Raw genomic sequence first — 23865 nt, 5'->3', positions numbered from 1 at the left:
TTGTAAATTATTGCGCGGCTGCGAGCTGGAACTGCCGAGGAGTTACCCCTGTATGCGCTTTGAAAGCTTTATGAAAATGGCTTTGATCACTAAAACCTAAGTTGACGGCCAGCTCTGCGAGTGAAATTCCCTGTTTAAGGAGTTCTCGAGCTTGGTTAATTTTTAAATTTATTTGAAAAGCATGGGGTGTTAGACCGACATTTGCTTTAAATAACCGTATGATCGCATAACGGCTCAGACCAATCTGCTGGGCAAGTACCTCTAAAGAAATAAAATCCTCAGAAGAGGTAATTACATTAATTAAATCTAGAAAATCTCTATATAAGTACTGCGGTTTTTGTATTTCTTCTAAAATAAAATGAGGCAATAATAAATCTATAAGACAATCAAAAAGCGCCTGTTCCTTTTCAAGAATTAGCTTTTGCGTATCAAAAAGTGTCTTATTCATTTCAGTAAAAGCTTTGTATAAAGTTTCATCTTTTATAATGATCGGCTTATGCTGTGGCAGATGCAAATCAAAACCTTGCTGTTGAAACTCTGAATATAACTGGCTTAACCAAGTCAGATCTAAATGCAACATTTGGTAACTCCAAGCCATATTTGGCTTAGGATTACAAGAATGCTCAATATGGGCGGGTACAATAACTAAAGTACCCGCGGAGATCTCTTGCGCAGTGCTAAAAGAACTTTTAAAAATACTATTCCCTTCGTCTACAGCACCAATTGAAAATGTTGGATGGCTATGAGACTTATAACATGTTCGGCTAAAACACGACCTTCGAGTTTCAACATATGGCATTCGCCGATCTTGCCAAAACTCGAAAGGTTGAGGAATAGCGTTCATTGAATCGATTAGCCCGCTAATGCTTTTTCAATATCGGCTTCCAATGCCTCTGGTTTAGTTGTAGGTGCATAACGATTTAAAACTGAACCATCTTTGCCAACCAAAAACTTGGTAAAGTTCCATTTAATACTACTACTTCCCAAAATTCCTTTTGCTTCACGTGTTAAATATCTAAAAATCACATGAGCTTCAGGCCCTTTCACATCGACTTTGGCAAACATAGGGAATTTCACCCCATAATTTCGCTGGCAGAAAGCCCCGATTTCTTTATTATTTCCTGGATCTTGCCCACCAAACTGGTTGCAGGGAAAACCTAAAACTTCCAAACCTTGATCTTTATATTTTTCATAAAGTTTTTCGAGGCCCGCAAACTGTGGAGTAAAACCACATTTACTGGCAGTATTTACAATTAATAAAACTTTCCCTTTGTAATCAGCAAATTGCTTAATATCACCTTCTAACAATTCAGCTTCAAACTGATAAATGTTACTCATGGATAAGTTTCCTCGTCATTTTTTTCTTGTGTTTTAAGTTGTAATGATGCCGAGTTCACACAGTAGCGTAAACCTGTCGGCTGTGGTCCATCTTCAAAAACATGCCCAAGATGGGCTTCGCAATCATGACAAACAATTTCAGTTCTGACCATACCATGTGTTAAATCTTCATGTTCATCAATAACAGTTCCATTTACTGGGCGAAAGAAGCTTGGCCAACCGCAACCGCTATCGTATTTTGCATCTGACGAGAACAATTCCGCGCCACAACAACGACAAACATAAGTACCGTGCTGCTTAGTATTCCAGTATTGCCCCGTAAAAGCTGGTTCAGTGCCCTTTTGTCGTGTTATCCGATATTCTTCTGGTGATAACTCTCTTTGCCATTCCCGGTCTGTTTTATTAACTTTTCCCATGACATGCACCTTTTATTCTGATGTAAACATAAATTGATAATCGTATTTTATATTTACGCCATTCATCAAAAAAACACTAGTCTCTGAACGTAAAATTTGTTGGAATTTAATCATCTAAGCAATAGAAAGCAAAAAGTAAGCAAATTACAAAAACAAAAGTAAGCATATTTATGCTTTATTTTCTTTCAAGGAAGCAAAGATGGTGCTATTCTTGTTTGGCACGGTTGTATAGGACAAAACATGTCTCAGAAAAAAAGTGTGCTTTTCCAGCAACTATTACCAGTTATCAAAGAGTATCAGCAATCGGGTTTTACCCATGAAAAAATTGTTGAATTACTAAAAGATCAACATGATCTAAATTTGGTAACGGTTAAAACATTTAAAAGTTATTTATACCGATATGCAAAAGTGAACCCAGCTATGTCTAAAAATACTGCTACTCTCCAATCCATGCCAACTTCTCGGGAAATTAAGAAATCATCGAAGCTTGAGCATGTTTGCTATGACATTCGCGGACCTGTATTACGAGCCGCCAATGAAATGGAAGAGCAAGGACATAAAATCATTAAGCTAAATATCGGCAACCCTGCTCCATTTGGTTTTGAAGCACCACAAGAAATTATTAATGACGTTGCTTTAAACCTACCAAATGCAATTGGCTATGTTGACTCAAAAGGTATCTTCCCTGCACGTAAAGCGATCTGCCAGTACTACCAACAAAAAGGTATCTTAAATATGCACGTTAATGACGTGTATATCGGTAACGGCGTGTCTGAACTTATTGTAATGGCTATGCAAGGTCTACTTGATGATGGCGATGAAATGCTAATTCCAATGCCGGACTATCCGCTTTGGACAGCAGCCGTTAATCTTTCGGGTGGTACTGCTATTCACTATAAATGTGATGAAGAAAATAGTTGGTATCCAGATATTGCCGATATTGAAAGTAAAATTACTTCAAATACCCGTGGTATTGTGATTATTAACCCGAACAACCCAACTGGCTCGGTATATCCACGCCACGTGCTTGAACAAATTGTGGCTCTTGCCAAGAAATACGATTTGATTTTATTTGCTGACGAAATTTACGACAAAATTGTTTATGACGGAATTGAGCACGTTTCGGTTGCCTCTTTAGCTGGCGATCAGTTATGTATTTCGTTCAATGGTTTATCAAAAGCTTATCGTATTGCTGGTTTCCGCTCAGGTTGGATGGCAATCACAGGCGATAGAAGTCGTGCGGCAGACTATATTGAAGGCTTAGATATGTTAGCTTCTATGCGTTTATGCGCAAACGTACAAGCTCAATATGCAATTCAAACTGCGCTTGGCGGCTATCAATCCATTAATGACTTAATCCGCCCGGGTGGTCGTCTATATGAACAGCGCAATATCGCATGGGAAATGTTAAATGAAATTCCTGGGGTAAGCTGTGTAAAACCAGAAGGTGCAATGTATTGTTTCCCACGACTTGATCCTAACATTTACCCAATCGAAGACGACGAAAAGCTAATGTTAGATTTACTTCGTGCCGAAAAAGTACTTTTGGTACAAGGAACGGGATTTAACTGGCCAACACCAGATCATTTCCGGGTTGTTTTCTTACCTGCAGAAAATGAATTACGCGAAGCAATTGGTCGCTTAGGTCGTTTCTTAGCAAATCGCCGTTAAAAAATGCATAATTAAAAAAGGCATCTCAATTAGATGCCTTTTTTATTTTTATACCATTTATGCAGGTAGTTAAAAACTTAACCACTTCATTTTAAGCATACTTGAAAAACAACTTAGTATGTTGATTCAAATATGTTTTTTATAAAACAAATTCATTCTAGTCTTTTCTTAAAAAGAAAATAATATTTTTTACCATTCGATTAAATTCTTATATTTTTCCTGTATTTCTCTTCTCGCTATTATGCAAAAAATGCATGAGTTGATATTTTTTTGCATTTCACACTGCTTCAAAATCGAGCAACAATCCCTTTCCATAACAACATCACCATATTCGATTCGGTTAACACTGATGCAGATTTAGGAAGATGAAATCAGTTAACGGACCGAACTGAACTTACAAGGAAAGCTTTTCAATCATCTCTAGCCCATCTAAAAGATGATTGAACCCAAAGGATAGAGGTTCATATGAAGCAAAAGAAATTGCTCAAGTATATTGTGGTTGCTATTTTATTAGGAGTATTGACAGGTTGGATCTGTCACCACTTCTTTAATGAAGGTGAGCAACTGAAGCAAATCGCTTCTTATTTCAATATCGTCACAGATATCTTTTTACGTCTCATCAAAATGATTATTGCACCACTGGTATTTGCCACAATTGTGTCTGGCATTGTATCTATGGGTAAATCAACTTCTATTGGTAGTATCACGCTTAAGTCAATGACTTGGTTTATTACTGCGTCATTTGTATCGCTTGCAATCGGTATGGGTTTAGTCAATTTTTTTCAACCTGGCGCGGCATTAAATTTAGTATTACCAACAGCTCAAGAACTCAGTAGCGCCTCTCTCCCAGCGACTACTGGCTTTACACTACAGTCATTTTTAAGCCATGTTTTTCCACGCAGTATTGCAGAAGCCATGGCGAACAATGATATTTTACAAGTGCTTGTTTTTGCTATTTTCTTTGGTTCAGCACTCGCATATGTCAATCAGGGTAAAGAAAAAGACTCCGTTATTATTCGTCTAACAGATGAACTCAGTAAAATTATGTTCCGTATTACTGATTACGTCATGAAATTTGCACCTATAGCAGTTTTTGCAGCGATTGCTTCTGCAATTACAGTACAAGGTTTAGGATTAATTGTTGACTACGGAATTTTAATTGCAGAATTCTACTTTGGGCTTTTATTACTCTGGGTTGTTTTATTCTCGGTGGGTGCAATCGTACTGAAAAAAGATATCTTCCGTTTAGGCAAGTTAATTCGTGAGCCTGTAACCCTTGCTTTTGCTACAGCTTCTAGTGAATCAGCTTATCCTAAAGTTATGGACGCCCTAAATAAGTTCGGTGTGCCTAAAAAAGTGACGAGCTTCGTTTTACCTTTAGGTTATTCATTTAATCTTGATGGTTCAATGATGTATACCACCTTTGCGGTACTCTTTATTGCTCAGGCTTACCACATTGATTTGAGCTTTACCCAGCAAATCTTAATTTTGTTAACTCTTATGGTAACAAGTAAAGGTATTGCAGGTGTTTCGAGAGCTTCTATTGTTGTAATTTCAGCGACACTCACGATGTTCCATTTGCCTGAAGCTGGCATTTTGTTATTGCTTGGAATTGACCAATTCTTAGATATGGGCCGCACCGCTACAAATGTGGTTGGTAATAGTATTGCTACCGCAGTTGTGGCAAAACTTGAAGGTGACAAAGTTGCTGATATTGAAGAGTCGCCAGAACCTGTATTAATTAAAACAACACAAGAACAAACGATCGCTTAAGTTTCTCTTTTCTCCCACTCTCCCAACTAAAGAGCAATTTTATATGACCAATAAAATTGCTCTTTTTTTATTCTAAAATTAAACAATAAAAATTTACCGACATTTTTATATTAAATAATGAACTCAATAATAGGTTTTAGTTCCTATTAAATTTCTTAATTTTAAACCTTAAAAAAAGAATAAAAACCAAACAATCAAAATTTATATTTTTAAAAATATAGATCAAATGCTTACTTTTTAATTCAATTTATTGTTTATTATTTATATTAAATAACTGAAATTATTATTGAGTTTAACTATATGAATTTTAATATTATTTATAATTTTAACTATAACATTAAAAATCAACAATATAAAATTATCATCTGGTAAATAAAACTTTAAAACCACCTATTATTTTTTATTTTTATAATAATAAAAAAGTCATTTGTAATCTTTATATAAAAAAGTGAAAAAAGAGAGATAAATTAGAAAAACTTAATAGATTTTTTATTTTTTTCATGATATTTATTAGCGCTGAATAAGAGCAATGACTAAATGATTGTTGTTGAAACAAAATGATATTCAGGGATGCTTCTTATTCAAATAAGTTGTGAATATGTTTTACATGGTATGTATTTTGCTTAGGAAAAGCAGGCGTATTCAGCAAACTTCTACTTCGTCACTTCATAAGGATATTTTCGATGTTGACTAAAACTGTTAAATCTTTCGGTTTAGCTATGGGCTTATTGGCCTGCTCTCTCCCTCTTTACGCAAAAAACAACGTTGTTGTCGTTGCTACTGGCGGTACAATCGCTGGTGCTGGTGCAAGCTCAGCAAATAGTGCAACTTACACAGCAGCAAAAGTTCCAGTTGATGCTTTAATCAATGCAGTGCCACAAATCAAAGATTTGGCAAATGTGAGTGGTATTCAAGCATTACAGGTTGCTTCTGAAAGTATTACTGACAAGGAATTATTACAAATTGCTCGTCAAGTAAACGACCTTGTTAAAAAGCCATCTGTTAATGGTGTGGTAATTACTCACGGTACAGATACTTTAGAAGAAACAGCGTTTTTCTTAAATCTTGTTGTTCACACTGACAAGCCGATTGTTGTTGTTGGTTCTATGCGTCCTTCAACTGCACTTTCAGCAGATGGACCACTTAACCTTTATAGCGCAGTTGCTTTAGCAGCTTCTGATGAAGCAAAAAATAAAGGCGTAATGGTTCTCATGAACGACTCTATTTTTGCTGCACGTGATGTAACTAAAGGCATTAACATTCATACAAATGCTTTTGTTAGCCAATGGGGTGCTTTAGGTACATTAGTTGAAGGTAAACCATACTGGTTCAGACAGTCTGTTAAACGTTTTACAAATGCTTCAGAATTTAATATTGAAAATATTAAAGGTGATGCACTTCCACTTGTACAAATCGTTTACGGTTCAGACTCTATGCTTCCTGACGCTTATGAAGCATATGCAAAAGCTGGCGCTAAAGCGATTATCCATGCAGGTACAGGTAACGGTTCTGTTGCGAACTATATTGTTCCAACTTTACAAAAACTTCATGATAAAGACGGTATTCAAATTATCCGTTCATCACGTGTACCACAAGGTTTCGTATTACGTAATGCTGAACAACCTGACGATAAATATGGTTGGGTAGCTGCTCATGACTTAAACCCACAAAAAGCACGTCTTCTTGCAGCTTTAGCTCTTACTAAGACGAATGATGCTAAAGAAATTCAACGCATGTTCTGGCAGTACTAAATTTTTCAACCAGCCCGAATCAGTTTGGGCTGGTTCTTTTCTCCTGCTTCAAAAGACGCAACATCTTTGATCAATCCTCTACTTTCGTGTTCTCAACATTCTGTTTAAATACTAAAATCCATAACAGTTGCCAAAATATTAAGCATTTCGTTTGAACTTTGCGTGTTAAACTATGCTTCGGTCGCATTAAGGATTGGTTTATGCAGTTTGTTCATCTCGGTATTTACACAGAATTTTCGATTACAGAGTCGATTGTTCGCATACCCGACTTGGTCAAGGCTGCTGTAAAGGATGAAATGCCTGCGCTGGCACTTACCGACTTATCTAACCTTCATGCTGCTGTAAAGTTTTATAACTCTTGCCTCAAGAAAGGTATTAAGCCTATTTTGGGTAGCACAATCCGTCTTAATGATGCCCAGCATCGTGCAACTTTGCTTGCAATGAGCGATATCGGATGGAAAGGACTGACTGAAATTGTTTCGCGTGGCTTTATTGAAGGTCAGCAACTCAGTATTCCTTGTGTACAAAAAGAATGGGTTCTAGAGCAGCATCAAGATATTATTGTTTTACTTGGCCAACATAGTGATGTTGGGCAAATGCTTTGCTCATCTAATCCGCAAAAAGCAGAACCCTTACTTGAAGAATGGATCGAAAAGTTTGGCAATCGAGTTTATCTTGCTTTAACACGTACTGATCGTGCCGGTGAAGAAGATTTTATTCAAGAAGCTGCCAAGTTAGCAGCTAAATATAATATTGGGGTAGTTGCCCACAACGATGTGCACTTTGTTGAAAAAGAAGATTTCGAAGCACATGAAGCACGTGTATGTATTGCAGATGGTTATGTTTTAGCAGATGACCGACGTCCACGTTTGTATAGTCCTGAACAGCATTTCAAAACTTCAGATGAAATGATTGAGCTGTTTTCAGATATCCCGAGTGCTATTGAAAACACCTATCATATTGCTAAACGCTGTAATGTCAGCTTAAAACTCGGCACTTACTTCTTACCTGAGTACCCAATTCCTGATGGTTTTACCATCGATACCTATTTTGAGCACTTATCAAAAGAAGGTTTGGAAGAGCGTTTAAACTATCTTTACCCAGTTGAAAAACGTGGTGAAGACTGGCCTGAAATTCGTAAGCCTTATGATGAGCGAATTGATTATGAAGTTGGAATCATTCTTAAAATGGGATTCCCTGGCTACTTCCTCATCGTCATGGACTTCATTCAATGGGCAAAAAATAACGGTGTCCCTGTAGGGCCAGGCCGTGGTTCTGGTGCTGGCTCATTGGTTGCCTATAGCTTAAAAATTACCGACCTTGACCCTCTTCGTTATGACTTGCTCTTTGAACGTTTCTTAAACCCAGAACGTGTATCGATGCCCGACTTTGACGTCGATTTCTGTATCGCAGGACGTGACCGTGTTATTGACTACGTATCACGTACTTATGGGCGTGAAGCAGTTTCTCAGATTGCAACTTTCGGTACCATGGCTGCAAAAGGTGCGATTCGTGACGTTGCCCGTGTCTTAGGTAAGTCTTATGGTCTAGCTGACCGTATTTCAAAAATGGTTCCAACTAAACCACTCGGTGTAGATTTAGCAACCGCTATTGAGATGGAACCTCAGCTTAAAGATATCGTTACCAACCCTTCAAATCCAGATAATGATGATGCCAGTGAAATTTGGGAAATGGCATTAAAATTAGAAGGTATTACTCGAAATACAGGTAAACATGCCGGTGGTGTTGTTATTGCGCCAGGTAAAATTACTGACTTCTCTGCAGTACTTTGTGATGCAGACGGTACGAACCGTGTAGCTCAATACGATAAAGATGACGTAGAAGCTGCAGGTCTCGTAAAATTCGACTTCTTGGGCTTACGTAACTTAACGGTTATTGAAGATGCAATTCAAAATATTAATAAAAACCGTGGCAATGACCCTTTAAACATTTCACACGTCCCTCTTGACGACCCTAAAGCTTACTCTGTCTTTGCCGATGCAAATACAACCGCGGTATTCCAGTTTGAATCCGTCGGTATGAAGCGAATGCTTAAAGAAGCACGTCCAAGTAAATTCGAAGAAATTATTGCGTTCGTGTCTTTGTATCGTCCGGGCCCGATGGACCTGATTCCTGACTTTATTCACCGTATGCATGGTGGAGATTTTGAATATCTTCATCCATTGCTGGAAGGCGTATTAGAGCCAACCTACGGGATTATGGTTTACCAAGAACAGGTAATGCAAACTGCACAGATTTGTGCGGGTTATACACTCGGTGGCGCTGACTTACTTCGCCGTGCAATGGGTAAAAAGAAACCTGAAGAAATGGTGAAACAACGCCAAATCTTCCTTGAAGGTGCTGGACAAAAAGGCATTGACGAAAGCACAGCCAACCATATCTTTGACTATATGGAAAAGTTCGCAGGCTATGGTTTCAACAAATCTCACGCAGCTGCTTATGCCCTTGTTGCATACCATACAGCATGGTTAAAAGCTCATTATCCTGCCGAATTTATGGCAGCGGTAATGTCATCGGAAATGCAGAACACTGACAGTGTCGTATTTTTGATTGATGACTGTCGAAATAACGGACTTGAGGTCTTACCTCCGTCAGTTAACATGTCAACTTATCATTTCCATGCCAGTGATGATAAAACCATCGTTTATGGTTTAGGTGCAATTAAAGGTGTTGGTGAACAGGCAATGCAGTCTGTTATTGACTCACGTCGTCAACAAGGGCCTTATACTGACCTATTCGACTTCTGCCACCGTATTGATTTGAAAAAAATCAATAAACGAACTTTAGAAGCACTTATCCGTGCTGGTGCGCTTGATTGTTTAGGTATTGAACGTTCAAGTTTAATGGCTCAATTGCCTGAAGCCGTACAAGCAGCTGAACAGGCACGTAGTAACCGTGAAAGCGGTATTATGGATTTATTTGGTGAAGTTGAAGAAGTTCAACGTAAACCAGCTAAACCTGTTAAGCCATGGAGTGATGAGGTTCGTCTTAAAGGCGAAAAAGATACACTTGGTTTGTATTTAACGGGTCACCCAATTGATGTGTACCGCCAAGAACTCAAAGCCTTTATTCCTGCAAAACTTAATGAAATTACCGCAACTCGCCGCGGTGTAACGACAGTTTATGCAGGACTCGTCCTTGACGTAGCGAATTTCCCGAACCGTGTTGTTATCGTACTTGATGACGGAACGGCACGTATTGAAGTCAGCTGTAACCACGAACGTTTCCAGCGCTTTAAAGATATTATTCAAGTTGAGCGTGTAGTTGTCTTTGAAGGCGAGATTTATGAGCGTGAAGGCTTTGATCGTCCAATGGGACGTCTGAACAAAGCATTTAGCTTAAATGAAATCAGACAAAAACGTGCCAATAGTATTCAAATCAAATTAACTAATGATTTAATGCAACCAAGTTTGGCAAAAGATCTACAAAATATCTTATTGCCTTATTGTAATGTTGATATGCATCAGCATATTGCAATACATTTACAGATTGACCAATCCTATGCTCAGGCTGAGCTTCAGCTTGGGCCGCAGTGGAAAGTCGCACCTTTAGATGAACTACTTGCCAAACTAAGAGATTACTTTGGTAAAGATAATATTCATATTGAATATCAGGTAAAATCTAAGGCAGCTAAAGCAGCAGAACCTGTTCGTCCACAACCTGTTGCCTCACCTCCTGTGGACATGACTATTGATGATGCGTTGGATTCATACCAAAGCGAAGTTTCTCAATATTCGTAATTTCTGGAAATCTTATGAGTTTGTTTGACGACACCGCCGTGTCAAAACAATTAGCACAAGTGCGTATTGTCATGGTCAATACCACTTTACCAGCTAATATTGGCAGTGCTTTACGCGCAATGAAAACAATGGGCTTGAGTAAGTTAGTTCTGGTTTCACCAAAAACCTATCCACATCCAGATATTCAGGCGCTTGCTGCTGGTGCACAAGATTTATTAGAACAAGTTGAAATTGTTGAAACACTCGAAGACGCCATTAAAGACTGTCATTTAGTTTTTGGAACGAGTGCGCGAAGTCGTACTATTCCATGGCCTTTGCTTGACGTGCGCCCTGCTTCAAAAGAAGCAATTAAGGCAGCTTCACAAGGTCAACAGATTGCGATCGTTTTTGGACGTGAAGACCGCGGTTTAACCAATGAAGAGTTGGCATTAGCAAACTATCACCTTACTATTCCTGTAAACTCAGACTATGGTGTACTTAACGTTGCTCAAGCGATTCAAGTCGTATGTTATGAACTTCGCATGTCGGTATTAGAGCAAAAAGAATCAGTTTCTGATGATGGGCAAATGCCACTTGCTCAAGGTCAAAGCATGCAGTGGGATGAGCCTTTAGTCACTCAGCAGCAAATGGAAGAGTTCTATCCTCATTTGGAAAAAATGCTCACTGAAATTGAATTTTTAGATCCAGAAAATCCACGTTTATTACCTTTACGCTTGCGTCGTTTATTTGGTCGTATACAATTAGATCGTATGGAATATCATTTACTTCGCGGTATTTTTAGTCGTGTTCAAGCCCTCACAAGCGGCAAATGGAAAAAAGCATCATCGGACAAGGAGGATCAATCCAATGCTTAAACAGCTTAAAGAAGATATACAGGCTGTATTCGCGCGAGATCCTGCTGCACGAAATACACTCGAAGTACTTACCACTTACCCAGGTATACACGCTTTACTTTTGCATAGACTTGCACACGAATTGTGGAAAAAAGATTGCAAAGGTACTGCCCGTTTTGTTTCGTCATTTAGCCGTTTTGCAACCGGTATTGAAATTCATCCCGGTGCTAAAATCGGCAAACGCTTCTTTATCGATCATGGTATGGGTGTTGTGATTGGTGAAACTGCTGAAATTGGTGACGATGTAACGCTATACCACGGTGTTACCTTAGGTGGTACGACTTGGAATAAAGGTAAGCGTCACCCAACTTTAGAAGATGGTGTAGTTGTAGGTGCCGGTGCGAAAATATTAGGACCGTTTACAGTTGGTAAAGGTGCTAAAGTCGGTTCAAATGCAGTGGTGACAAAAGCGGTACCCGCTGGTGTAACAGCAGTTGGAAACCCTGCTCGCTATATTTATAAAGATGCCGACAAAACTAAAGATAAAGATGAAGAGCGCCGCCGTGATTATGCGCAGAGTATTGGTTTTGCTCCGTATGCGACTACTGCTGATCAATCTGACCCAATTTTAGAAGGAATGCGAGTTTTACTTGACCGTATTCAGCACAATGAAACGCGTATGAATAATTTGTGCCAACGCTTATCCGAACTTGACCCCACTTTCAAAAAAGAAAGCCAAGATGAACAGCCTTTTAGTGATGAAGAGCTAAAAATTCTTGAAGAAGTTCGTCGTGAATGCGGTGCACAAAACAAGACATCAAAAACGTAATATTCTTGATTCATAATGTAACACGCTTACCCTTGCATGTGGGTTTAGCTTTTCCTAGACTTAGCTGTACCAAATCTGACTTTACTAAAATGAACGGAAGATCCTATGAATTTTAAGCCATTGGCGTATTTAATCCTTGCAACTTCTAGTTTAACAGCGTGTACAATGGCACCTGTAAAAGAACAAAAAATCGAACCTTTTGTTTTCAAGGAACCAGAGCTTACTCCTCCATTTTATGCGTTAAATCCATTTAATTATGATGCTCCACCTGCCTTTGAAGTTGCTTTAAAAGATGCCGCAGCACAGCCTGTAACTAAAATGGTAGTCACTCGTCAGGACGATCCAACTAAATCGCTTACATTAGATACAAATAAACTGATTGTACCTACCATCAATAATTCACAACGTTCGATGAAGTATGCAGTTTTAGCTGGCGATAATGAAATTGACGTGACTGAAATTGATGACTTCTTACAGCTTGTTGAAGGTAAAGCTCGTCACTACCCGCCTCGCTTTACTGATCGCCAAGAACGTAAAGGTTTTGAGAGCAAACTCAAAGAAGTAACTCAGCGTTTAGATACTTTAGCCGCTAATCCAAATGCTTCATTTGATATTTTAATTCGAGCATTTAAAGCAAGTGTACTTGCTCGTAACCTTGATTTAGGTACTGCCCATACCACTAGATCTTTAGAATATGCACAAAGACTTTTAAAAATTAGCCCAGATGATCCAGAAACTAATTTCTGGTTTGGTTTTGGTTTGTCTGAAGGTGGTGGTCAACGTGAAGCTATTCCATACTTAGACAAAGCCATTAAAGGTGATGTTCAAGAAGCATATTTAGCTGCTGCAAACAACTATATTGCAATGGAACAAAAGAAAAACGCGATTCAGACCTTAAAAAACTACAAGGTTAAATATCCTGACGAAGCTGAAGTTGCAGATCGTTTGATTCAAGAAATTGAAAAACAAGGTCGTTGGAATGTATGGCAAGTTTTAACAAACCCTGCTATGGCACCAGCTACTCCAACTGCACCAGCAAAAAAATAAGAGTATAAACTTACTAAAAAGGGCTGATTTGACAGCCCTTTTTTATATTTGATCAATTGAAAAATACTTTAAAATTTGTATGATCTGCATATTACTGATCCACATATTTGACCATAATGTTTGTTAGAAAAAGAAACTCAGCGCTCTTCACGGTCATACTCCTCGGTTCAATTCTGAGTGGATGTCAGGTGGTAAATGTTAAGCAACAGGCCCTCAACGTCACTATTGCAAACGAACGTAATAGTATTCTTACCCAAGATAAATTGAGTGAAGCAAGTCTTAACGTTTTGTCTATGTCAGGACAAGAAGCCAAAACTTGTACAGATTCCCCTGATACCTGTGTTAATCAGCTTAAAAATCTTCCACAAATTTTAGATGAACAGCTTTTATCTGCCGCGAGTGAAATGTATCTGGCAAAAGCGATGGCTTTATCAGATTCTTCCGAGTGTAAAATTAGTCGGTTCACTAAGCACAAAGCCTCTGATGAACAAAAAGCAATTCAGAACAAATATGACGATTGCTTAGACCAACAATTGAGCTTACTCGATAAGAGCATTCGTTATAGTTATGCCTACTTATTTTCAACAAAACGTCAGCCGACCGATCGTATTTTTGATAATAGGCAAGTTCAAATACGGGACTTTTATAATCAAGCCATTGCTAAAATGGTGAGTATTTATGATCTAAGATACCCTAAAAAAAATGTGGTAGAACCACAAATCCATATTGGTAAGAGTGTCTACTCAATTGACTTTGAGTTTCATAGACAGTTAACTGGTCAAAAGTTAGAAAAATTAATTTCAAGTTATAACTTAAATTTCTCTGGTTTAAGAACAATCAACCGTCGTGATGGTTTCGGTTCCGAATTTGTGGCTGTTTTCCCAAGTTCAGAAAAAGAAGATATTAATGAATACATTTTAGATCCCCTCAATTACAGCTATAAAAATGGTGTGAATCCGAATATTCACCATGCACGTTATTTAGCAGCAACTATTGTTGCCGAACCTAAAAAAGCCAAAACTGTTGAAGAAATTATTAATGATCCAGAATTTGTAATTCGGGTTTATGATCCTTATCGAACAGATAATATTAATGTCGCTGGTAAGCAATACCCTTTAGCTGCCAACTTCTCGGCTCCTTATGGTTTATGGTTAGCTGAAAATAACTTAGGTGTAGCCGCTTATTTAAGCCTGATTGATCGTGATCAGCATTTAACCATGCCGCATCTATATATGCTCGAACCTTATAATCCAAACAAAAAAATTATTGTGTTGGTACATGGTTTGGCAAGTAGCCCCGAGGCATGGATTGCTCTTACTAACGATGTGATGGGCGATACAGTTTTAAGAGATAACTATCAGGTTTGGCAAGTTTTCTACTCGACCAATATGCCAATCTTAGAAAGTCGATTCCAAATTTATGCACTATTAAAACAAGCGTTCGGTTCGTTAAACCCAAGTGACCCTGCTGCACATGATGCCGTGCTTGTGGGACATAGTATGGGAGGTATTATTAGCCGTTTACTGGTCAGTGATGGTGATATTACTCAACCAGCTTTGAAGCTAATGACTGTACGTCAACAGAACCGCTTCAAAAAACATCCTATGGTGACTGAACGATTGCAAATGCATTCAATTGCTAACTTTGATCGCGCAATTTTCTTAGCATCACCTCACAGAGGTACAGATTATGCAGATCGATGGTTTACTTTAGCTGCTCGTAAAATTATTCGTTTGCCGGGAGCTTTTTTATCTGCTGTAGCGACATCACTAACCACTGAAAACCTAGATGTTAAAGATTTCTTGAATAACATTGATAATGGTCTGATTCAAAATGGACCAAGTGACTTAAGCCATCAATCTAAGTTTATGGAACTCACTGAAAATATTAATCCACACCAAGGCTTAGTCTTCCATTCAATTATGGGTAACATTACTAAAAGCGATGATCCAAATGTCATTACCGATGGTATTGTTCCTTATAAGAGCGCTCACTTAGATGGTGCAAAGTCTGAGAAAGTACTTCCGGGTGGACACTCTATTCAGTTAACACCTCAAGCTGTACTAGAGCTACGCCGTATTTTACGAGAGCATTTAGTTGAACATGGTTTGTATAAACCATAAAAAATAAAAAAGAGCCAAAGGTGATCCTTTGGCTCTTTTGTTTTAGGTTAGATTTTATTGCCCAGAACGGATGATGTAATCAAACGCAGAGAGTGATGCTTTAGCGCCTTCACCTGTAGCAATAATGATTTGTTTGTAAGGTACAGTTGTACAGTCACCTGCAGCGAATACACCTTTCACATTGGTTTCATTGCGGTCGTTGACAATAATCTCGCCACGATTAGTTAACTCAACTTCACTTTCTTTCAAGAAGTCAGTGTTTGGTAATAAACCAATCTGTACAAAGATTCCTGCAAGCTCGACCACATGCTCTTCATCAGTCGCACGGGCTTTATATTTAAGACCGGTTACTTGTGAACCATCACCCAATACTTCGGTGCTTAACGCATTCATAATTACTGTGGTGTTTGGCAAGCTGTTTAACTTGTTTTGCAAGACTTGGTCTGCACGAAGTTTAGTATCAAACTCAACCAGAGTTACATGCTCAACAATACCTGCAAGGTCAATTGCCGCTTCCACACCTGAGTTACCACCACCAATCACTGCAACACGTTTACCTTTGAACAATGGACCATCACAGTGTGGGCAGTACGCTACACCACGGGTACGGTATTCAGCTTCACCCGGTACATTCATTTCTCTCCAACGTGCACCTGTAGAAAGGATCACAGTTTTCGATTCAAGTTTTGCACCGTTTTCAAGTTCAACTTCAACCAGACCATTTGCTGTTTGGTTTGCACCAGTGATTTTGCTGACACGTTGCAGGTTCATGATATCAACATCGTATTCACGAACGTGTGCTTCCATCTCGGCTGCAAACTTAGGACCTTGAGTCTTTTGCACAGAAGTGAAGTTTTCAATGTCCATGGTATCCATGACCTGACCACCAAAGCGTTCAGCTACAATACCGGTGTTAATACCTTTACGTGCTGCATAGATGGCTGCTGTTGCACCTGCAGGTCCACCGCCAATCACCAATACATCAAACGCATCTTTGGCATTAAGTGCTGCTGCATCTTTTTCCGCCGAGTTGGTGTCAAGCTTTGCCACGATCTCTTCAAGCGTCATACGACCTTGACCAATGTGTTCATTGTCCTGGAATACCATTGGCACAGCCATGATTTTGCGTTGTTCCACTTCGTCTTGGAAGAAAGCACCATCAATCATGGTTGCCGTAGTGTTCGGGTTATAAATGGCAATCAGGTTAAGCGCCTGTACCACGTCCGGACAGTTATGACAGCTAAGTGATACGAATACATCAAAGTTAGCTTTGAGGTTTAAACCTTTAATCTGGTTAAGCACTTCATTTGACACTTTAGGTGCATAGCCAGACACTTGTAACAGAGCCAAGATCAAAGATGTAAACTCATGTCCCATTGGTAAGCCTGCAAAGAACACACGAGGCTGTTCACCTGCTTTAGCCACACCAAAGCTTGGACGACGTGTATTGTTACCGTCAAAACGGGCTGTTACCTTGTCAGAAAGCTCAGCGATTTCAGTTACTAATTCTTTAATTTGGGCAGCTTTATCTGATTCATCCAAAGCAGCAACTAATTCGATTGGACTTTCTAAACGTTCTAGGTAAGCTTTTAATTGAGTTTTAATGTTTTGATCTAACATCTGTTTTTACTCCAATGCATCCAAATTCTTTCAATAGATGCATAGTACGTGAAAACAATGAATAGGTAAAACAGTATGTTTTTATGTATTTGATCGGTTTTTTAGATTTTATTATTACTTACTTCAAATCAAAAAAAGCCAACCTGAACTTATCCCAGCGCAGATCGGCAAACTGGTCAACTAGAGCAACACGACACCAAATACAGCCCCAGCAATCAAAACATGCAAGGGATGAACTTTTTTAATTAAAGATAATAAAGTCGCAATGACTACCATAATGATAAGTAAAGTATTTATTGCTGCCGCCTCAGAAATAATCCAAGCACTGGCAAGCACAGTCCCCACAGTAACAGGTTGTAAAGCAAGCTGTAAAACACGGCGCCATTTTTTGTCTTTGAACTTAGACCAGCCTCTCATTACAAATACAGTAATAAGAGATGACGGTAAAAATTTAGCGGTAGAAGCTACAAGTAAACCTGACAATCCCGCTACGTGCCACCCTACCAACGGTACAATCATCATGTTTGGCCCAGGAGCTGCTTGAGCCATAGCAAACAATGCACTAAATTCTTGTGCCGTCATCCAATGATGAATGTCGACTACTTGGCGTTGCATTTCAGGTAAAATTGTATTCCCGCCACCAAATGCAATGAGAGACAACTGAGTAAAAATGATCGCTAAAGCAAGTAGAACTGCGCCCATTACACACGTCTCCAAATAATAGATGAATAAAGTGCCAATAAAATCAACATAGTCAAAAGTAAGGGAACTTTTAGAAAAGCAATACTGACAATTGCAGCTACGACAACACACATCGCTATTGGATTACGTAATAAAGGCTTAATCATTTTCAATCCAGTTGCAACCAAAAGCCCAGCTGCTGCTGCCCCTAAACCTTCGAAAAGATGCTTAACCATCAAGTTATCTTGGAACTGTTCATAAACATAATGTAAAAGTACAACAATTACGGTAGGTGCAAGAATCAAACCAATAAGTGAGCTCACTGCTCCACGGACACCGCGAAACTCCATACCAATCGCAACAGATAAATTAATAATATTGCCGCCCGGTAAAAATTGGCACAAACCAAGTAACTCGGTGAACTTTTCAGGACTTAGCCATTGCCTTTGCTCTACAATAACTTTGCGGGCTAAAGGCAAAACACCACCAAATCCCATTAAACCTAATGTTAAAAAACCTAAAAATAACTCTGTGCAGGTAGGTACACTCTCCTTCTGCACGGCAATCTCAACATGGTTCATTTTCGTTACTTTTCACTTTATCTGACCAAGATAGAATGATACTTTTGTGGTATATCTACAAATGCTTTTATTTTCGTTAACCATACCCTAAAGGTATTTCTATGCTCGATTTACATAAGCTTCATGCCTTTGTTGTAGTGGTTGAAGAAAGAAACATTACGCATGCAGCAAACCGATTGTTTATCCAACAGCCGCCTCTAACGCGTTTACTCAAAAAACTTGAAGAAGAACTCGGTACACAGTTACTTATTCGTCAACCGCGCGGGATTGAACCGACAGAAGCAGGTTTAGCACTATTTAAAGAAGCACAACTTTTATTAGAGCATGCTCGTCATATTACCAAATTGGTCCAAGACGTTAGCCAAGGTAAAACTGGACAGCTTAATATTGGTTTTACAAGTTCCGCAGGTTTACATCCGCTCATTTCACTTGTATTACGTTCGTATCGGGAAATGTACCCTGCTGTACAAACTAAACTTGAAGAAGCAGGTAGTCAAAAGCAACTGGACTGGTTAATTTCAGAAAAACTTGATATTGCTTTTTTAAGAGCGCCGATTAGCCGAGATATTGGTTTGAAGCATCTTCATATATTAGATGAACCCATGGTGGTGGCCCTACCTATCGGTCATCCGCTTACACAGAAGAAAAAAATTAGTTTAAGTAACTTGTCAGAGGAAAATTTTGTTTTATACCGTCGCTCTTCAGGGCAAGGCTTATATGACAATATTTTATATAGCTGCTATCAAGCAGGATTTAGTCCACGCATTATTCAAGAAGCTCCGCGCCCTACTGCGACGCTCAATTTAGTGGCTGCTGGTATTGGAATTAGTATTGTACCCGCATCAATGCATAACTTTTGGGACCATGAAATCGTCTATCGCGAGTTTGATGATTCGATAAAACTAAATGCGCCTATTTACTTGATTACTAGAGAAAAAAAAAACTCAGCTAAAGTTTCAAACTTCATTGAACTCATGCAAAAACTTTTACCGACAATGACCTAAGTTTAAAAGCCAGACAATAAAAAGTGCCTATATAAAGGCACTTTTTTAGCGATCTTTAGAAAATAGTTCAAATAAATTTTGCGATTTTTTAAGAGTAATACTTTTTCTTTAACCAAAGCGAAACCGAAACCAGTGAGATCAACACTGGTACTTCAACCAATGGCCCGATCACTGTAGTAAAAGCAACTGGTGATGCCAAACCAAAAGTTGCAATGGCTACGGCTAAAGCCAACTCAAAGTTGTTTCCCGCTGCGGTAAATGAAATAGCAGTGGTACGTGGGTAGTTATTCCCCATCCGTTTACTCATAAAGAAACTGATAAAGAACATTACGACAAAGTAAATCGTCAGTGGAATCGCAATACGTAATACATCTAAAGGTAAACTCACTACATCTCCACCTTTTAGACTAAACATCGCCACAATGGTAAAAAGTAATGCGATTAAACTTAATGGACTAATTTTTGGTAAAAATTTGGTTTGATACCACTCCAAGCCTTTTAATTTAACTAAAATCAAACGAGTTATGAATCCCATTAAAAATGGAATACCCAAATACACTAAAACAGCATGGGTAATGGTCCAGAAATTGACATCAATCACTTGCCCTGCCACACCAAAATACGGTGGTAAAAAGGTTAAGAAAAGCCATGCGTAGCTACTAAAGAATAAGATTTGGAAAATACTGTTAAAGGCAACCAAAGCTGCAACATATTGGTTATCACCGCACGCTAAGCCATTCCAGACCAATACCATTGCAATACAACGTGCTAAGCCAATTAAAATAAGACCTGTCATATACTCTGGATAGTTATGCAAAAAAACAATTGCAAGAATAAACATTAAAACTGGAGCAATAATCCAATTTTGTACCAATGATAAAGTTAAGGTCTTTTTATCTTTAAATACTTCCGGCAAAGCTGCATAGTCCACTTTTGCCAATGGCGGATACATCATTAAGATCAAACCAATCGCAATTGGAATATTAACGTTATCTACACTTAACTTATTTAAAGACACAGATGCCTGAGGAAAGAAAACTCCAATAGCTAAACCTAAAGCCATTGCAATAAAAATCCACAGCGTCAGGTTTCGATCTAAAAAGGAAAGCCCTTGTTTGGTCATGTTTTACTCGAAGAAAGAATTGATTAATTTTGCTCAATACACACAAATGACTAATACATTTATGCTAAGAAAATCCGAATTTTTAAGACAAAAATCTAGAAAGATTAATCACAGCACGTTGTAGTGATAGAAGGCTGATCTTGTTGTTTTACCCTTGTCTCAATCTCGTCATTTTCTATCACCTTTAAAATATCTAAAGCCCATATAGGTAAATCAGGATTTAAGCTGTAATAAACCCACTGTCCTTTTCTTTCATCCAGTAATACGCCATGAGTTCTTAGTAAGGCTAAGTGTCGAGAAATTTTCGGTTGGCTCAACTCAAGCTGCTCTGTTAGCTCACAAACACAAATATTTTGTTTGTTTAGAACTAATTTAAAAATGTTTAACCGAGTTTGGTCAGATAGACATTTAAAGAAATCGACTTGGTTGATCATATCTTCAACAGAGTATATTCGATATTGCAAATATACGGATATCCATATATAAATGCAATAACTTAATTTGAAGATCAATTTATCATGAGCGATCAATTGAAAATCTATCATAACCCTGCTTGTGGAACTTCACGAAATACATTGGCGCTTATTCGTCATGCCGGGTTTGAGCCTATTGTTATTGAATATTTACAAACACCTCCAAGTAAAGATGAACTAATCCAACTCATTCAAGATTCAAACTTAACTGTACGGGAAGCCATTCGTAAAAATGTTGATCCCTATAAAGAATTAGAGTTAGAACAAGACCATTGGACCGATGAACAGTTAATTGACTTTATGGTGCAGTATCCAATTTTAATTAATCGTCCATTTGTGGTTACATCAAAAGGTACACGACTTTGCCGCCCTTCTGAGGTTGTATTGGATATTTTAGATTCAAAAAGCTTAGGCTATTTTGCAAAAGAAGATGGTGAAGTGATTATTGATGAGCAAGGTCATCGTATAAAGTAATTGAAGACACTTACCAATATAAAAAGCTAAATGGCATGGCACCATTTAGCTTTTTATAAATGAAACGGATTAAAAATAGGATTTAATAAAAGGAAGCAGCTGCTCTCCTATTACCATGCCCAATAAACCAACTAATGCAACAAGAGGTGGAGCTGGTGACTTCACATTTAAAACATAATATAAGACACCAACAAGCAACCCTACAGCCAAAGATAATAAGTACATTTTCATGGTACATACCTTAGAAAACCAAGCCATTTAAAGCGGCAGGTTCCCATACTGTTTTATTTAAAATGCAAAACACGAGCACCCTAGTGCGCCCCAGAAAGACTTTTTGTCTTTATTGTTTACAGGAACATCAAGCATCCAAGCGTGGCTGTGTCCATGCATGCCACAGCTGCTAGCACATGCACACAATGCACTTTGTGACTGTAGTGACTCATTGGAAGGCGCATTACGGTTTTCAGATAAACGCCACTGACCACCAAAGCGTTTTACCGGCGACCATGTTGGAGATGCTGGTGGTAACGGCGGATCATCTTGCTTAAACTCTGCCGCTGCGTACACCACTTTTCCGCCCAAAACAGTGAGTACAGACTCAATCCACTGAATATCTTCTGCTTCAACTTTAAAGTAGTCATCGGACAGAACAACCAAGTCAGCAAGTTCTCCTGCTGTGAGTGAACCTTTGATATCTTTTTCACCCGAAAACCATGCCGAACCTTTAGTCCAGAGTTTTAGGGCTGTTTGACGGTCTAATAGATTTTTTTCATCATAGAGCGGTAAGCCACCCACTGTTTTACCTGTAGTCAGCCAATACAAACACACCCAAGGGTTATAAGACGCAACACGAGTCGCATCTGTCCCGGCACCCACAGGAACACCGAGTTCTAACATTTTTTTAACTGGTGGCGTTGCCTGAGCGGCTTCGGCACCATAACGTCTTACGAAAATTTCACCTTGATATGCCATACGGTGTTGAATGGCAATACCGCCACCCAACGCACCAATACGCTCGATATTGCGCTCAGATACAGTTTCGGCATGGTCAATAATAAATCGGGTCGCAAATGGCTGTTTAGCATTTACTCGCTCAAATACATTGAGTAACCGACTAATGCTTTCATCATAGGTTGCATGAATACGGAATGGCCATTTCTTTTCAGCCAAGTGCTCTACAATGGCTTCGAGTTCACCTTCCATTTTTTCTGGTAAATCTGGACGTGGCTCATAAAAATCTTCAAAGTCACCCGCAGACCACGTCAAATTCTCACCGGCTCCATTCATTCTAAATAGTTCATCACCATCGCCCGGAAATGTCATTTCTGTCCAGCGGCGATAATCATCAAGCTCTTGGCCTGCCTTCTGAGCAAATAGGTTATAAGCAATACGTACGGTCATTTGATTTTGGTCGTGTAATTGCTTAATCACATCATAATCTTCAGGGTAGTTTTGACCGCCACCGCCCGCATCAATTGCAGAAGTAATGCCTAATCGGTTCAGCTCACGCATGAAATGACGCGTTGAATTGACTTGATCTTCAACTGGCAATTTCGGTGCTTTACCTAAGGTTGAATACAAAATCATAGCGGATGGCGTTGCGAGCAACAGTCCTGTTGGCTCACCTTTTTCATCTCTTACAATCTTGCCACCCGGCGGGTCTGGCGTGTCTTTGTTAAAGCCTAATACATCAAGCGCAGCTCGGTTGAGCATTGCACTGGCATATAGATGTAAAACGAATACAGGAGTATCTGGCGCAGCTTTATTAATTTCTTCTAAAGTCGGTAAACGCTTTTCGGCAAACTGGAATTCAGTCCATCCACCTACTACACGAACCCATTGTGGAGCTGGAGTATTGTCTGCTTGTTCTTTGAGTAAGCGTAATGCATCTGCAACGGATGGCACACCTTCCCAGCGCAGCTCCATATTGTAATTGAGACCACCGCGAATAATATGCAAATGACTGTCATTTAGCCCCGGTATAACACGACGACCATTTAGGTCTACAACTTTACTTGTTGGTGTTACGAGCTTCATGATCTCATCATTTGTACCCGTGCGGAGAATTTTACCATCTGCAATCGCAATTGCTTGTACTTCGGGGTTCTGAGGATCTAGTGTTGTGATTTTACCGTTTTTGAGTATGAGGTTTATTTCGGTCATTCTGAACTCCATTCTTGTGAATTATTGTTTTAAAAAATAAAGGTATAGCAACAAATATATTTCATTATTCTTTTTTGATTTTACACGACGGAGTCTGACCGTTTTACATCCAATAAGAGGAGTTAATTCTGTTACTTTTCTTTCGGGAAAAGTAACCAAAACCTGAGCTGCCATTAAGGCAGCGCAAGATCTGCAAAACTCGTT

20 protein-coding genes are annotated in these 23865 nt (G+C 38.9%); 10 read left to right on the top strand and 10 right to left on the bottom strand.

Annotated features, from left to right (window positions below):
• Positions 1-7 precede the first annotated feature (7 nt).
• Genes HMPREF0014_RS10560 through msrB form a run of 3 tightly spaced genes read right to left on the bottom strand, consistent with a single transcriptional unit; the run spans position 8 to position 1754 of the window.
• Positions 8-853 carry an AraC family transcriptional regulator gene (locus tag HMPREF0014_RS10560; protein ID WP_025466842.1) on the bottom strand — a complete coding sequence of 282 codons (846 nt, stop codon included), beginning with the start codon at positions 851-853 and terminating at the stop codon, positions 8-10.
• Positions 853-1338 (bottom strand): glutathione peroxidase, encoded by a 486-nt coding sequence (locus HMPREF0014_RS10555; protein WP_002050111.1) that lies wholly within the window; start codon positions 1336-1338, stop codon positions 853-855. The genes HMPREF0014_RS10560 and HMPREF0014_RS10555 overlap by 1 nt, the downstream gene beginning before the upstream one ends.
• The gene (gene msrB / locus HMPREF0014_RS10550; RefSeq protein ID WP_002050224.1) at positions 1335-1754 is read right to left on the bottom strand and encodes a peptide-methionine (R)-S-oxide reductase MsrB; all 420 of its coding nucleotides are present in this window, start codon (positions 1752-1754) and stop codon (positions 1335-1337) included. Before msrB ends, HMPREF0014_RS10555 begins: the two co-directional genes overlap by 4 nt.
• A gap of 240 nt (positions 1755-1994) precedes the next feature.
• On the opposite strand from msrB, the gene HMPREF0014_RS10545 reads away from it, so the two are divergent.
• The 8 genes from HMPREF0014_RS10545 (at position 1995) to HMPREF0014_RS10510 (ending at position 15542) form a co-directional block, all read left to right on the top strand.
• Positions 1995-3425, top strand: a complete 1431-nt coding sequence (locus tag HMPREF0014_RS10545) for a pyridoxal phosphate-dependent aminotransferase (RefSeq protein WP_004709244.1) — start codon at positions 1995-1997, stop codon at positions 3423-3425.
• Positions 3426-3890: 465 nt separating this feature from the next.
• A complete protein-coding gene (locus tag HMPREF0014_RS10540; protein WP_002049955.1) occupies positions 3891-5198 on the top strand; it encodes a dicarboxylate/amino acid:cation symporter in 1308 nt (435 codons plus the stop codon).
• Between the two features lie 683 nt (positions 5199-5881).
• Positions 5882-6949 (top strand): type II asparaginase, encoded by a 1068-nt coding sequence (locus tag HMPREF0014_RS10535; RefSeq protein ID WP_002050061.1) that lies wholly within the window; start codon positions 5882-5884, stop codon positions 6947-6949.
• Positions 6950-7149: 200 nt separating this feature from the next.
• Complete coding sequence (gene dnaE, locus HMPREF0014_RS10530) at positions 7150-10710, top strand: DNA polymerase III subunit alpha (RefSeq protein ID WP_004887588.1); 3561 nt, start codon at positions 7150-7152, stop codon at positions 10708-10710.
• A 14-nt stretch (positions 10711-10724) separates the two neighbouring features.
• Positions 10725-11564 carry an RNA methyltransferase gene (locus HMPREF0014_RS10525; protein WP_004887591.1) on the top strand — a complete coding sequence of 280 codons (840 nt, stop codon included), beginning with the start codon at positions 10725-10727 and terminating at the stop codon, positions 11562-11564.
• Positions 11557-12372 carry a serine O-acetyltransferase gene (gene cysE / locus HMPREF0014_RS10520; RefSeq protein WP_000917698.1) on the top strand — a complete coding sequence of 272 codons (816 nt, stop codon included), beginning with the start codon at positions 11557-11559 and terminating at the stop codon, positions 12370-12372. Before HMPREF0014_RS10525 ends, cysE begins: the two co-directional genes overlap by 8 nt.
• Positions 12373-12477: 105 nt before the next feature.
• Positions 12478-13419 carry a hypothetical protein gene (locus HMPREF0014_RS10515; RefSeq protein ID WP_004709249.1) on the top strand — a complete coding sequence of 314 codons (942 nt, stop codon included), beginning with the start codon at positions 12478-12480 and terminating at the stop codon, positions 13417-13419.
• 116 nt (positions 13420-13535) lie between these two features.
• Complete coding sequence (locus HMPREF0014_RS10510; RefSeq protein WP_029769059.1) at positions 13536-15542, top strand: alpha/beta fold hydrolase; 2007 nt, start codon at positions 13536-13538, stop codon at positions 15540-15542.
• Between the two features lie 54 nt (positions 15543-15596).
• On the opposite strand, the gene ahpF is transcribed toward HMPREF0014_RS10510, so the two are convergent.
• The 3 genes from ahpF to HMPREF0014_RS10495 all read right to left on the bottom strand — a co-directional run bounded on the left by ahpF (position 15597) and on the right by HMPREF0014_RS10495 (position 18424).
• Positions 15597-17162 carry an alkyl hydroperoxide reductase subunit F gene (ahpF, locus tag HMPREF0014_RS10505; protein WP_006580990.1) on the bottom strand — a complete coding sequence of 522 codons (1566 nt, stop codon included), beginning with the start codon at positions 17160-17162 and terminating at the stop codon, positions 15597-15599.
• A 180-nt stretch (positions 17163-17342) separates the two neighbouring features.
• Entirely contained in the window at positions 17343-17864 is a 522-nt protein-coding gene (locus tag HMPREF0014_RS10500) for a chromate transporter (RefSeq protein ID WP_004702206.1), read from the bottom strand.
• Positions 17864-18424, bottom strand: coding sequence for a chromate transporter (locus HMPREF0014_RS10495; RefSeq protein ID WP_004709256.1), 561 nt, complete (start codon positions 18422-18424; stop codon positions 17864-17866). The genes HMPREF0014_RS10500 and HMPREF0014_RS10495 overlap by 1 nt, the downstream gene beginning before the upstream one ends.
• Before the next feature lie 101 nt (positions 18425-18525).
• Between HMPREF0014_RS10495 and HMPREF0014_RS10490 the strand changes: the two genes are divergently transcribed.
• Positions 18526-19428 carry a LysR family transcriptional regulator gene (locus HMPREF0014_RS10490; RefSeq protein ID WP_006580989.1) on the top strand — a complete coding sequence of 301 codons (903 nt, stop codon included), beginning with the start codon at positions 18526-18528 and terminating at the stop codon, positions 19426-19428.
• 88 nt (positions 19429-19516) lie between these two features.
• Here HMPREF0014_RS10490 and arsB read toward each other — a convergent pair whose 3' ends face one another.
• Positions 19517-20551: an ACR3 family arsenite efflux transporter gene (gene arsB / locus HMPREF0014_RS10485; RefSeq protein WP_004887597.1), complete on the bottom strand. Its 1035-nt coding sequence runs from the start codon at positions 20549-20551 to the stop codon at positions 19517-19519.
• Positions 20552-20655: 104 nt separating this feature from the next.
• Positions 20656-20985, bottom strand: coding sequence for a metalloregulator ArsR/SmtB family transcription factor (locus tag HMPREF0014_RS10480; protein WP_006580988.1), 330 nt, complete (start codon positions 20983-20985; stop codon positions 20656-20658).
• Between the two features lie 84 nt (positions 20986-21069).
• On the opposite strand from HMPREF0014_RS10480, the gene arsC reads away from it, so the two are divergent.
• A complete protein-coding gene (arsC, locus tag HMPREF0014_RS10475) occupies positions 21070-21498 on the top strand; it encodes an arsenate reductase (glutaredoxin) (RefSeq protein WP_004887599.1) in 429 nt (142 codons plus the stop codon).
• Positions 21499-21567: 69 nt separating this feature from the next.
• Here the strand turns inward: arsC and HMPREF0014_RS10470 are convergent, their stop codons facing one another.
• Entirely contained in the window at positions 21568-21729 is a 162-nt protein-coding gene (locus HMPREF0014_RS10470; protein ID WP_000784879.1) for a DUF1427 family protein, read from the bottom strand.
• Between the two features lie 57 nt (positions 21730-21786).
• Positions 21787-23661, bottom strand: a complete 1875-nt coding sequence (locus HMPREF0014_RS10465; protein ID WP_004887600.1) for an amidohydrolase — start codon at positions 23659-23661, stop codon at positions 21787-21789.
• Between the last annotated feature and the right edge of the window lie 204 nt (positions 23662-23865).

It is taken from the genome of Acinetobacter sp. RUH 2624 (genome assembly GCF_000162375.2).
GTDB lineage: Bacteria > Pseudomonadota > Gammaproteobacteria > Pseudomonadales > Moraxellaceae > Acinetobacter > Acinetobacter nosocomialis.
Note: the sequence above shows the minus strand (reverse complement) of the source record. Positions and strands in the feature narration are given on the sequence as shown.

Coding starts and splice junctions, on each gene's coding strand:
- arsB (WP_004887597.1), bottom strand. CDS start 20,551: ATGACCAAACAAGGGCTTTCCTTTTTAGATCGAAACCTGACGCTGTGG.
- cysE (WP_000917698.1), top strand. CDS start 11,557: ATGCTTAAACAGCTTAAAGAAGATATACAGGCTGTATTCGCGCGAGAT.
- HMPREF0014_RS10480 (WP_006580988.1), bottom strand. CDS start 20,985: ATGATCAACCAAGTCGATTTCTTTAAATGTCTATCTGACCAAACTCGG.
- HMPREF0014_RS10510 (WP_029769059.1), top strand. CDS start 13,536: ATGTTTGTTAGAAAAAGAAACTCAGCGCTCTTCACGGTCATACTCCTC.
- arsC (WP_004887599.1), top strand. CDS start 21,070: ATGAGCGATCAATTGAAAATCTATCATAACCCTGCTTGTGGAACTTCA.
- HMPREF0014_RS10555 (WP_002050111.1), bottom strand. CDS start 1,338: ATGAGTAACATTTATCAGTTTGAAGCTGAATTGTTAGAAGGTGATATT.
- HMPREF0014_RS10490 (WP_006580989.1), top strand. CDS start 18,526: ATGCTCGATTTACATAAGCTTCATGCCTTTGTTGTAGTGGTTGAAGAA.
- dnaE (WP_004887588.1), top strand. CDS start 7,150: ATGCAGTTTGTTCATCTCGGTATTTACACAGAATTTTCGATTACAGAG.
- HMPREF0014_RS10470 (WP_000784879.1), bottom strand. CDS start 21,729: ATGAAAATGTACTTATTATCTTTGGCTGTAGGGTTGCTTGTTGGTGTC.
- HMPREF0014_RS10545 (WP_004709244.1), top strand. CDS start 1,995: ATGTCTCAGAAAAAAAGTGTGCTTTTCCAGCAACTATTACCAGTTATC.
- HMPREF0014_RS10535 (WP_002050061.1), top strand. CDS start 5,882: ATGTTGACTAAAACTGTTAAATCTTTCGGTTTAGCTATGGGCTTATTG.
- HMPREF0014_RS10515 (WP_004709249.1), top strand. CDS start 12,478: ATGAATTTTAAGCCATTGGCGTATTTAATCCTTGCAACTTCTAGTTTA.
- HMPREF0014_RS10495 (WP_004709256.1), bottom strand. CDS start 18,424: ATGAACCATGTTGAGATTGCCGTGCAGAAGGAGAGTGTACCTACCTGC.
- HMPREF0014_RS10540 (WP_002049955.1), top strand. CDS start 3,891: ATGAAGCAAAAGAAATTGCTCAAGTATATTGTGGTTGCTATTTTATTA.
- HMPREF0014_RS10500 (WP_004702206.1), bottom strand. CDS start 17,864: ATGGGCGCAGTTCTACTTGCTTTAGCGATCATTTTTACTCAGTTGTCT.
- msrB (WP_002050224.1), bottom strand. CDS start 1,754: ATGGGAAAAGTTAATAAAACAGACCGGGAATGGCAAAGAGAGTTATCA.
- HMPREF0014_RS10525 (WP_004887591.1), top strand. CDS start 10,725: ATGAGTTTGTTTGACGACACCGCCGTGTCAAAACAATTAGCACAAGTG.
- HMPREF0014_RS10465 (WP_004887600.1), bottom strand. CDS start 23,661: ATGACCGAAATAAACCTCATACTCAAAAACGGTAAAATCACAACACTA.
- ahpF (WP_006580990.1), bottom strand. CDS start 17,162: ATGTTAGATCAAAACATTAAAACTCAATTAAAAGCTTACCTAGAACGT.